The sequence below is a fragment of the Thermogemmatispora argillosa genome (assembly GCF_059696725.1).
In genome coordinates, this window is record NZ_AP019377.1 from 4617875 (window position 1) to 4629344 (window position 11470).

Consider the following 11470-nt stretch of genomic DNA (forward strand, 5'->3'; position numbering starts at 1 on the left):
TCTGGTCACGGCGGCATCGCTCGGTAAAAGCTCAGGCACCCGGCGCGCAGTGTGAAGAGGTTCACCCTCTCCGCTGCCCGTCAGGTGCCTAGTGACTGTCTACCGGGTGTTCTTGTGGGCATAGGGCAGCTAGGATAGAGTATCTTTCCACCAGCACTGAGCGGGCTTCCTCAAGGGCAGAGGATCAGGCCTTCTCGCTCACTCAAAGGAGGTGATCCAGCGTCGCAGAGTGATGGCTTTCGCATCCCCTCTCCGTTCGCGTGCCCTTCTCCGCTCAGCTCGCTCACCGCTGGCTGGCGGGGTGGCCAGGCGTTGCTAGGAGAGAGAGGGGAAGAGATGTCTCTGCTCTGGGTCACTCTGCGGCTGATGTGAGAAGCTTCCATTTATTCAGCATCTGCTTGTCTTTTGCTTCCGTGTGTGGGCCATACCCCACCTGCAGTCGTTTGCCCGAGGAGAAAGCTTTGCGACAGCAGGAAGACCGTGAAAGGAAAGAGAGACCTATGAGCACTTTCCACATAGGGGTACGTGTCAGGAGCAGGGTCACGCTCTCGGCGGTGGCGCTACTAATGCTAGGGGCCTTGCTTCTGCTAACAACCTGTCTGGTCGGCCCGTTCCATCGTCCCACCTCGGTGCGGGCGGCACCGGCTTTCAACTACGGTGAGGCGTTGCAGAAGGCCATTTACTTTTATGAAGAGCAATCGTCTGGTCCCAAGCCATCGTGGAACCGCGTGCCGTGGATCGGTGATTCGGCCACAAAAGATGGCTCCGACGTCGGGTTGGACCTCACGGGAGGCTGGTATGATGCCGGCGACCATGTGAAGTTCGGCTTGCCGATGGCCTACACTGTGACGATGCTCTCATGGGGGGTGATTCAGTACCGCAATGCCTTCGTCCAGGATGGGCAGCTCCCCTACATTCTCAACAATATTCGCTGGGCAACTGACTACTTTATCAAAGCCCATCCCTCACCAAATGTCCTCTATGGACAGGTAGGTGACCCGAGCGCCGATCATGCCTTCTGGGGGCCGGCGGAAGTCATGCAGATGGCCCGCCCTGCCTACAAGATTGATCCGAGCTGTCCTGGTTCCGATCTGGCCGGCGAGACCGCTGCTGCGATGGCTGCCGCCTCGATCGTTTTCCAGCCGACAGATCCCACCTATGCCAGTACGCTGCTTACCCATGCCAAGCAGCTCTATACTTTTGCCGATACATACCGTGGCAAGTATGATGCCTGCATCACAGCGGCTAGCGGCTACTATACCTCGTATAGTGGCTACAACGATGAGCTGGTCTGGGGAGCGATCTGGCTCTATCTGGCCACGAACGATAGCAGCTATCTGACCAAAGCTGAGAATTATTACAACAATCTCAGCTATCAGTCGCAGACCAATGTCCACTCCTACCAGTGGACCATTAGTTGGGATGATGTGTCCTATGGCTGCTATATCCTGATGGCCGAGATCACAGGCCAGCAGCAGTACAAGGATGACGCTCAGCGCTTTCTGGATTGGTGGACGGTTGGGGTTAATGGTTCGCGTGTGACTTATTCGCCGGGCGGCGAGGCTTTCCTTGATAGCTGGGGCTCGCTGCGCTATGCAGCTAACACCGCTTTCCTGGCCCTGGTGTATGCCGACTATCTTGGCCCGAGCAACCCGCTGTATTCGCGCTATCACGATTTCGCTGTCCAGCAGATTAACTATATTCTGGGGGCTAATCCGCGCAACTGCAGCTACATTGTAGGCTTCGGTTCCTGCTACCCTCAGACGCCGCATCATCGTGAAGCGCACGATTCGTGGACGAACGACATTAATAATCCGACGTACGAGCGTCATATTCTCTACGGGGCGATGGTCGGCGGTCCCAGCTCGCCCAATGACCAGTTTACTGATAATCGTCAGGATTATCAGACGAACGAGCCTGCTGATGACTACAATGCCGCCCTGGTGGGCGCCCTGGCTCGCCTCTATCAGGAGTATGGCGGCAGCCCGGTCGCTTCGTTGCCCGATAAGCCCAAGGATGATGACGAGATCTACGTGACGGCGGCGGTCAACGCTTCGGGGAGCAACTTTACTGAGATTAAGGCCATCTTTATCAATAAGAGTGGCTGGCCGGCGCGCGTGACTAATAACTTGTCGCTGCGCTACTACTTTACGCTGGAGCCGGGCGTGACGCCGAGCATGCTCACGCTGAGCATGAATTACACCGAGTGCGGCAACCAGATTTCAGGGCCGACGCAGTACTCAGGCAACATTTACTATGTGACGGTGAGCTGTGCCGGTGTGCCGATCTACCCGGGCGGACAAAGCAACTATCAGAAGCAGGTGCAGTTCCGCATTACCAGCTCTGGAGCCTGGGACCCAACCAATGACTGGTCATATCAGGGTGTGGCGACGCCTGCCGGAGCGACACCGGTCAAGGTGACCAATATCGTGGTCTTTGATGGGAATACTCAGGTTTGGGGAACGCAGCCCAATGGCACCGGACCAACGCCCACGCCAACACCGACAGCGACAGTGACACCCACCGCCACACCGACAGCGACGGCGACCAGCACGCCGACGCCGTCGCCCACGCCGCGGCCTACGCTGACCCCAACGGCGGCGCCCAGCCCCAGCCCGACGCCTACGCCGAGCCCTGCTCCTAGCCCGACACCCACTCCTACGCCGGTGTCCGGGGCGAGCTGTCGTGTGCAGTATGTGATCACGAGTCAGTGGCCAGGCGGCTTCGGGGCAGTAATCAACATTACGAATACGGGGACGACGACGATCAACGGCTGGACGCTGCAGTTTACCTTCCCGAACGGGCAGACGGTCACGCAGGGCTGGAACGGGAGCTTTAGCCAGCAAGGGAGCACGGTGACGGTGACGAACCTGTCGTACAATGGGACGATACCGCCGGGGACGACGTTGAGCAATGCGCCGGGCTTCAACGGGACCTGGAACGGGACGAACTCGCCGCCGACTTCCTTTACGCTGAATGGTATGACCTGCTCTACCTCTTAGCGTAGCAGCGCAGATCGCTGTGAGCTAGTGTGGGACGTGTTTGCTGGGCGGTGGAAGAGAGGACCGCTGGTGAGAATGGGGCGATCGATTGGTGGGGAGGGCACTGAGCGCGCGCTCTTGCTCACCAGCGGTGATCACAAGGGCAGATAAGACCTCCTCTCTTCTATCCCGTCGCCTCTAGCTGCAAGGAAGGGGGAGGTAGCTCCAGAGAGCTACCCTCCCCCTTCCTGCTTGTTGTGTCGGAGTGCCCGCGCGAGACTGTGGCGGCTGACTGGCTCTCCCCTTGCTGGTGCTCCCACCTTCCGCCTTTCCCGCGGCCTTGGTCCTTTTGCTCGCTGGAGGTGGGCGGTCAAGCGCTGTCCCTTCTCTGTCCGATTGCCGGGGGCTCTTCTTTGGGGAGATCTGGCATGGCTGGGAGAGGAAGGCAGGCCAGGCATGCTCTCCCCGAAGGGGGCCGCTGTGACTGGTGGCCCTTGAGAGGCCAATGGTGGCACCGGGCTGGTCTATGGGAGCAGCGACCCCCTTTGCTTCGGCTGATTAGGGGCAGAGCACATGGATGAAGGCATGACCGCCGTTGCTGCGTGGAATGCCGACGATCCAGTACTGACCATCGATCTGAGTGATCTGGTCAAGCTCACCGGCGTTATCTGCTGTATCCTGAAGAACCTGCCACTGATGGCCATCCCAGTGGCCGATGAAAGGCTGAAAAGCGTTGCTGCCATCGCGGATACGACCGACGACCCAGACGCCACCCGAGCTGCTGACCGCTACGCTCGCCAGCCAGTTGCTGCTGTCGGGGGGCACCGCTGGCGTATCAATGATCTTCCAGCTCTGGCCGTCCCAGTGCTCGCTTAACAGCCGATTGCTCGCGCTACCTACGGCCCACAGATCGTTACTATTGGGGCCGTCGAGGGCGTAGAGGGCACCACCGCCAGAGGGCGTTAAATCGGGACTGGCGACCACGCTCCACGCTTGGCCGTTCCAGTGCTCGATGACGGGCTGATTTACGCTTTTGCCGTTGCGCAGCACGCTACCGTAGCCTACTGCCCATACGTCATTGCTGGCGAAGGCCTTGACGCTGGTAAACTGAAGGCCACTCACCGGCTCAGGATGCTTGACCACGCTCCATCGCTGGCCGTCCCAGTGCTCGATCAGCGAAGCCAATGGCCCACGGGCAGGAACCTGGAAGCCTACCGCCCAGACATTATCACTGGCGGTTCCCGAGACTGCGACCAGGGTGTTTTTGCCACCAGGAGCGCCATCGGGGGCGGTCACAACGCTCCAGTTCTTGCCATCGTAGTGGGCTGTGAAGGGATGGGAGGCGAGGCCATTTGTGAGCTGCTCTCCTACTGCCCAAATATTATCTGGGGCGATCTCGACCATGTTACGCAGTACAAGCTGAGCTGAGAGTGGCCGAAATGACACGCTCCATTTTTTCCCGTCCCAGTGCATGATACCGGCGCCGATGCTCCAGACATCATGAGAGGAACGGCCTGCAATGCCAAAGCCAACGAAGTTGGTAGACAGGCCTTGAGGTGGGGCACACCACGGTTTGGCGGGAGCCTGGGCTCCGTTCTGCACGCCTGCTGTGGGGCCAGAGCTGTGCCAGCTTTGTAGCAGGAGGAAGGTTCCGCCGGCAATGACGCAGAGAGCTACGAGCAGAACGGTGAGAAGCTTGACACGGCCTGAGAAACCGCGTGGCCGCTCCTCTTTTGGCTCTGCAGGCGGTCTATTTTCGGGAGGAGGGGGCGGTGTATAAGGAGAAGCAGTATGAAATGTGTACGGTGTACGCTGTTGGTCTTCCATCATACGCTAGAACCCCTGTCACACGAATGAATTGTTGACCTTATAAAATGGATGAAGGCGGCGGAGCGCTCCGCCGCCTTCACTCTTCTCGACATCAAGCAGACCCATGCAACTGGAGACTATAGCTCAGCTAGTGCTACAGGCCACGCCGTTCAGCGTAAAGGAAGTCGGCGGCGAGTTCGTCCCGTTCCAGGTCCCGTTGAAGCCCGGCGCATTGCTCAACGTCGTCCCCGGCGGTATCGTCCCATTGTACGACAGGTTCGTCACCGTCACCGTGCTCCCTTGCTGGCTAAAGCTCCCGTTCCAGCCCTGCGTGACCGTCTGCCCGTTCGGGAAGGTAAACTGCAGCGTCCAGCCGTTGATCGTCGTCGTCCCCGTATTCGTAATGTAGATGATGGCTCCGAAGCCGCCCGGCCACTGACTCGTAATCACATACTGCACACGACAGCTCAGGCCCGCGCTTGGGGTCGGACTGGGCGTCGGTGTAGGTGTCACCGTAGGCCGTGGCGTAGGTGTCGGGGTCGGCGTGCTGGTCGCCGTCGCCGTCGGCGTCACCGTAGGCCGCGGGGTAGGTGTCGGGGTCGGCGTGCTAGTCGCTGTCGCCGTCGGCGTCACCGTAGGCCGTGGCGTGGGTGTCGCCGTTGGTGTGCTTGTGCTGGTCGCTGTCGCCGTCGCTGTGGGCGTTGGCGTACCGGAAGACGAGGGCGGGAAGAGGATATCCACATCAGCCATCGCCATCGCGATATCGGCCTGAGCCCAGAAGCGATGGTAGTTGAATGTGGGAGCAGGACCGCCATTCAGATAAGCCTGCACCTTGGGCCAGTTCGGATCTTGTGTATACTTCGGACGCTCCGTCAGGAAGGTCGTCGACGAATTCAGCGTCGCGCCCTGGGCATTCTTGCCGGTCCAGCCTGAGGGGATATACACCGAGTCATTGAACTGGTTATAGTCGGTGCGGGTCTCGGGATTGGAGACACCGATGCTATCCGAATAATTGTTCCACATGTCGTCCAGCAGCGTCTGAGCCAGCGTGCGCGAAGAGGTATCGCCCGACTTCGCAGCGTAGAAAAGCAACGTCTTGGCCAGCGCTGCCGTCACCCCCACGTCCGTGGTCGTATCGACCACTGTCACGTGAAGATTCGTATTGGGCACAGGCGTTGAGTTGGCCGTCCAGTTCTGCGATGGCTGGCCGCTCCAATTCAAGGTCGAGGGGATCGAGTAGGTGCCGTTGGAATTGACCGTTGTCACCGACTTCGCCCAGGCGACCCACTTATCGAGGATCGACTTAGCGGTCGCGTTGCCGGTCACATAGTAGTACTCGGCCAGGCGCTCCATCGACCAGGCCTGGAAGCCGAACCAGTTATTGCTAGGAGGATCATGATAGACAGGCTCCCAGTCGTAGGCCATGCCGTAGAAGGTCGGGTCCCCGGCGGGAGGCGTGCCATAGTGACCATCCCAGCTATTGGTTGCCCCACCAGCGATAGCGCCCTCGGCAGACTGGAGCCACTGATAGAATTGCAGCTGACGCTGTAGGCTGGTCGCCCAGTCGCTTGGCGCGGTCGGCGACTTCGGCTCAAGTGCGGGGACGTTGCTCAAAGCCCAGGCTGCCAGCGGGTTCTGATAACCCTGGTGGGCAGCGCTGGAACCGATGCGCCAGGCCCAGTTACCGGCGGAAGGCAGAGCGCCGCCCCAGGCATAGTACCAGCCAAGCAAGTAGGTCGCGCTGTTCTTACCGGTACCTGCCGGGCAGCTTGGACTCTGACAGCCCAGCGTCTTGAAGTACTTATCGAACAGGCTGTAGCGCAGATAGTCGCCCATCTTGGCAGCCTCGGCGATCTGCGCAGAGATCGTGCTGGCCTGGCCTTGGGCGCTGGCCCAGGTGTAGGCCCAGTAGGCGGCCTGGATGGTGCGCGCATCGGCATCGGGGGCGTCGGTATAACGCCACTGCTGCTGATAGCTGCCACCGGAAGCCGGCTTGGTGAAGAGGCTCAGGAAGCCGGTGCCATCGTTGCTGCCCCACGTGAAGGTCTCGCACTCAGGATGGACGACCGTCTTCCAGACCGACTCTGACGAGCCGCGCTGGTAGGAGTTGATGTAAGAGGGCTTGGTCGTGCCATCGCCGCAGTGGCCATAGCCGTACCAGTTATCGGTATCGAGCAGCCAGGGCATACCGTAGATATCAGGTGTGCCGTAGGTCTGCTGCAGCTCATTGAAGAGAGGATCTTGCCCAACGGGTACGCTCGAATCGAGCTGTACCGGATAATCGGTGATATTGGGTGACTCCGGCGCATACTGAGCGGGGCTGCTGGGGTTGTAGCCACTGTTGGTCGGCTGATCAGCATGCGCAGGAATCATATACTTGTCCATCGTTTGCCAGGCGTTAATGAAGGGCTGCCAGTTGCCCGTCACCTCGCCATAGGTCGCCTCCAGCCAGATCCAGAAGCTGAAGGTCTCAGAGGTCGTCTCGTGCCCATAGTCGGGGGCCTCGACGATCAGCGTCTCCACAGAATGGTAGGGAATGCCCAGCGAGCTGAAGTAGCCATTCGCCGGATTCTTGATCTCGTTATAGAGCGTCAGAAAGCGTTGCGTGTAGACCGATGTGGCTTGAGCTGCGCTGGTGCTCTGGTTATTGGCCGCCCGCGTGATGGTCAGTTGCTGGAGGCCAAGGACTCCGCCAACTAGCAAGGCGAGCATCACCAGCGCCAGCGACGCGGTGCGCAAAATCCTTTTTCGATTCACACTAACCTCCTTGCTATCAAACTGCACCGGAAATCTTCACTGGCAGGTCTGTTTGCTGCCCTCTTGCTCGCAAGAGACGGTATACATCGCTGCCTTCTGCTCGTTCCCCGGGACGAGGGCAGACTATTCCCTTCGGAAAAGCTCCGAGCAGCATACCTGCTCACTCTCACCTCCTTCCTTTCACTCGCGAGGCTCTCAGGCCTCTCTTCCTCTCTTTCGTCTCCTTCGCTCCGTTTACCTGGTCCTGCATGCCTTTCCGCAACCGCTTACGTGACCGGTTACGGAAACGCTGTATAAAAAAGACCCGTGACTGCAGGGAACCTGCGGTACCCCTATTGTAGGAGAGCCAGCGTAGCGGGGGCAACGGCAGCTACTAGGCAGCCTATGAGCAGATAGTAAGCGTAGGGGGTAGCGGACAAACTGACAGCCAGGGCCAGCGGGCGGGATGAGCGGCAGTGAAGAACAGCAGACCTTGACCACTGGCACTCGAAGGAAAGCAGAAGAGGCAGGCGCTGTTCAGATCTGTTTAGTGGATGTCTAGTAACTGCTCTGGTAGAGGTATTGGCTATCAGGTATAGTACTCTCTGTTCCAGGCCAGGGCTGTTTAGGAACGAATGGCTGCAACCCTCGCGCTGCGCTGGACGGGCAGAGAACATGTCACGAATGAGCAATAGACCAGACGAGCAAGGAAAGACCTCAGAACCGCGCTCCTGGGGGCAGATCTTTGGTTGGCTCGTCTCCAGGCTGATAACAGTAGCCACCGTACTTAGCCTCCTGCTTATAAGCGTAGCCTGTGGCAATTCCGCTCAGCAAGAGGAAATGACTCGCTCGTCAGCAACGAGCACGAGCGCAGCGACCGGAGCAGCCAGCGCCACAACGACAGCCAGTGTTGACAGCACAGCGCCGCCAGCGCCGGCCTGGGATAGTGCTGATTTACACGTACCTGGCAACTTCGTACTGGTCCTTCCCTTGCAATTCACACTGGCCAGAGGCGTAGTCATCAGCGATAGCGATGTCACTCCCCTTGATGAGCAGACCATCCGCAATGAAATCACAGAAGAGCTGCGCCATCTCCTCTTTGTGATTGACAGCAACAGCACCATGAAGGTCTATAGTCCTGGAGTCCCGCCCGTCAGCGCTCATCTCGGAGTAGCAGCCAATGGGGGAGTGCAAATCACCTACAGTCAGAACATCGATTCGCAAGCTGGAACTGTCTCCATTACCTTTGAAGGAACCTTGCTCAAAGAGCAATTGACTGTCCACTACGAGCAGTACTACAATCCTTCAGCTCTCATCAATGCCAACGCCAGCGATGTCGTTGTAACCTTCAGTACGCGCATCAGATGGATTGCACCGGGAGAGATACCGGCGGCCCCCAGAAACGGGAGCTATCACTTTGACGCCAACGGGGCTATCATCCTGACCTGGCAGAGTGGCCAGCATGCAGTAGCCTATGAAGTCTACCGGCAAATCTCCGACCTTGATCAGCAGTTCCACTTGCTGGCTACCGTCAAAGGAACCTCCTACACTGACAGCTCCTCGCTAGCCCATCAGAATCTCCATTCAATGAAAGGCATTACCTATGCGATCTTCTCCGTCGGACCGACGGGCGTAGAGAACCCGGGAGCCATCGTGATCGCCATTCCTGGCCAGGCTAGCCAGGGATAGCGATCACCAGCGCCTGAATCGGACCCGCGCCTGCCTGACGGAGGGCTATGGCACAGGCTTGCAGTGTCGCACCTGTCGTACAGACATCGTCGATCAGCAGCACACGCCTGCCATACAAAGGGCAATCAGCCCGCTGGGAGCTGCAGCGAAAGGCGCCAGCCACATTTTGCAGACGCTCGATAGCGGAGAGGCCAGCCTGAGCGGCGGTGGCGCGCACGCGCTCCAAGAGCGGATGAGCGCAGGGCAGCCCTAGCTCGTGCGCACAGGCATCTGCCAGAAGACGGGCGTGGTTATAGCCACGCTGGCGCTCACGCTCGGCATGAAGCGGTACAGCGATGACAAGATCGGCTTGTAAGCGATAGCGCTGGTAGGTCAGCGCCAACATTCTCCCCAGCGGCTCCGCCAGACGTGTGAGGCCCTGATATTTCAGCCGATGGATGCAGGTGCGCAGCGGCTCCTCATACAGCGCGGCAGCCTGCAAAGTGAAAAAGCTCGGGGCGGCTGAACAACAGCGCCGGCAGCAGGAGTCATGACAGGGAAGAGCACAGCGCGAACAGCGCGGCGTCTGAAGCCGCTCGATAGCTTGCTGACAAGCAGGACAGAGAAGGCTCCCACTGCGAGCGCACCCCGCACAGCGCGGCGGAAAGAGCAGATCAAGCAAGTGCTCTCTCCAGTGAGCGAACCGAAGCCTTCCCTTCAAGGTGAGCGCCATCTCCTTTCCTCCACAGTGAAGCCTGTGCCTGGTCTAATCAGGTCGGGGAACTCGCCTCGCTGCGCAGCGAGGCGAGGCGCATCCTTCAAGTCTGCCCGTTGCTGACTTGCCGTGGACAGGGCTGGTGGCCCACGTCGAAGGCAGGATAGCCTCTTGCGCCGAGAATTGCAAGAGACGGGCAGTATAACAGGACGCGGCTAAGGCGGCGATATGATATACTGAAAGCAGCCATCATGCCTTATGGAAAGAGGGGTTTGCTCAATGAGCGCACAGAAACAGCAGGCTGCTACTGCGGGGGCTGGCAGCCAGCCAACGGGGATGGCAGGGCAGCCAACAGAAGAGCGCCACGCCTTTGGCACGGCAAAGACCGAGAGCCTGCGAGATTCCGGCTGGTGGCGGCTCGCCATTCCGGCCTTTATCATTCTGGCTTCGGTGGCCCTCTTCCTCGTGCCTCTGGTGCTCTTAATCACCTTGCTGTTAACCACCTCCTTCAATGGAGAGTCAGCAGCAGTTCACCAGGGGGTACCTCTGGCCTGGTTGTGGATCACAATGATTGTCGTTGAGGTCGTGATCGCGGCCTTGGTCGCCCGAGGGCTGCTGAAGATCTTCCTAACCGATAGCTGGAACTATCGAACCTGAGCCGAAGCGCCGGGGCGGGAGGCCGCTCCTATCCTGAGACAGCCAGGTGAGCCAGGGCTGAGCACGCTCCCGCCCAGCCGGCGCTAACTTTCCCTTCTTGATGGCTGCAAAGAGGAATGGACCTGCCTGCCTTCGAGCGGAAGGAACGGCGAAGAGGCTCTTGACTTTTAGAAGCGCTGTAGGTACACTCATTCTCAGACTTTCATACTTCATTTCTTGGTCCATTGCAGGAACCATGTACAGAAGTGACGCCTACGAGGAGGTCTACTGCAAGGAAGGCGAGCCTCGTGAGGGTGCAACAATGATTACGGTTCCCTCCCATCAATGGCAGAGCCTGGCAGGCCGGAGCGCTCTGTGCCGGCTGCTCGTTTCCCCTATGTTCCCTCCCGCCGTGTCATCAGTTCTCCTCCAGGAAGGAAAGGGTTTGTTGCGCTGATGATGTGAGGACGGTATGGGCCTGGTATACACCAAGCTGCACGATTCCTCTACTCCTATCCTTACCAGGATGGCTCTTTGTTCTGATCTGAGATGCATTCTGTGCATAAGATGAAGGAGCCTGCGCTGACGGAGAGGCTTTTGTGTTGCAGGGATGCCTCAGTAGGACCTCTCTCCAGTGGTGTCTGGTTCAATGCGTGCCAATCCCGCGTAGAGAGGAGGTGAGAGCGTGCGAGGAAAGCTGCGTGACAAGCGCGCCGACATGAAGCGCTCACGCTTCAAATACAAGCGTGAGCGCGAACGCGAATTCGAGGGGCGGCGTCGCCTTGTCAAACGCGATTATCGTGACCTGGACGAGTGGCTTGACGAGCAGCTGGAAGAGGAAATGCTTGACCCGTCGGACGAAGAAGAAGAGCAGTTCGACGAGGAAGAAGCCACGCGCTGAGGTCAGAGAGGCGGCACTTGCCGG

At 59.0% G+C, this 11470-nt stretch carries 7 protein-coding genes and 1 pseudogene; 4 read left to right on the forward strand and 4 right to left on the reverse strand.

What is annotated here, in order from left to right; genetic code table 11:
* Positions 1-500: 500 nt before the first annotated feature.
* A complete protein-coding gene (locus AC6H1L_RS18125; RefSeq protein WP_497598871.1) occupies positions 501-3002 on the forward strand; it encodes a glycoside hydrolase family 9 protein in 2502 nt (833 codons plus the stop codon).
* A 537-nt stretch (positions 3003-3539) separates the two neighbouring features.
* On the opposite strand, the gene AC6H1L_RS18130 is transcribed toward AC6H1L_RS18125, so the two are convergent.
* A complete protein-coding gene (locus AC6H1L_RS18130; protein WP_497598872.1) occupies positions 3540-4811 on the reverse strand; it encodes a beta propeller repeat protein in 1272 nt (423 codons plus the stop codon).
* A gap of 123 nt (positions 4812-4934) precedes the next feature.
* On the reverse strand, positions 4935-7547 hold the full coding sequence (locus AC6H1L_RS18135) for a glycoside hydrolase family 48 protein (RefSeq protein ID WP_497598873.1): 2613 nt from the start codon (positions 7545-7547) through the stop codon (positions 4935-4937).
* 663 nt (positions 7548-8210) lie between these two features.
* On the opposite strand from AC6H1L_RS18135, the gene AC6H1L_RS18140 reads away from it, so the two are divergent.
* The gene (locus AC6H1L_RS18140; protein WP_497598874.1) at positions 8211-9215 is read left to right on the forward strand and encodes a hypothetical protein; all 1005 of its coding nucleotides are present in this window, start codon (positions 8211-8213) and stop codon (positions 9213-9215) included.
* Here the strand turns inward: AC6H1L_RS18140 and AC6H1L_RS18145 are convergent.
* Together AC6H1L_RS18145 and AC6H1L_RS18150 are read right to left on the reverse strand one after the other, a co-directional pair.
* Positions 9202-9696 carry a ComF family protein gene (locus AC6H1L_RS18145; RefSeq protein WP_497601584.1) on the reverse strand — a complete coding sequence of 165 codons (495 nt, stop codon included), beginning with the start codon at positions 9694-9696 and terminating at the stop codon, positions 9202-9204. The two genes, AC6H1L_RS18140 and AC6H1L_RS18145, sit on opposite strands and share 14 nt — an antisense overlap.
* A gap of 87 nt (positions 9697-9783) precedes the next feature.
* A pseudogene (locus AC6H1L_RS18150) lies at positions 9784-9927 on the reverse strand (double zinc ribbon domain-containing protein); the annotation flags it as partial.
* Between the two features lie 261 nt (positions 9928-10188).
* Here AC6H1L_RS18150 and AC6H1L_RS18155 point away from each other — a divergent pair.
* Together AC6H1L_RS18155 and AC6H1L_RS18160 are read left to right on the forward strand one after the other, a co-directional pair.
* The gene (locus AC6H1L_RS18155) at positions 10189-10566 is read left to right on the forward strand and encodes a hypothetical protein (protein WP_497598875.1); all 378 of its coding nucleotides are present in this window, start codon (positions 10189-10191) and stop codon (positions 10564-10566) included.
* Between the two features lie 664 nt (positions 10567-11230).
* On the forward strand, positions 11231-11446 hold the full coding sequence (locus AC6H1L_RS18160) for a hypothetical protein (RefSeq protein WP_297160450.1): 216 nt from the start codon (positions 11231-11233) through the stop codon (positions 11444-11446).
* Positions 11447-11470: the final 24 nt, after the last annotated feature.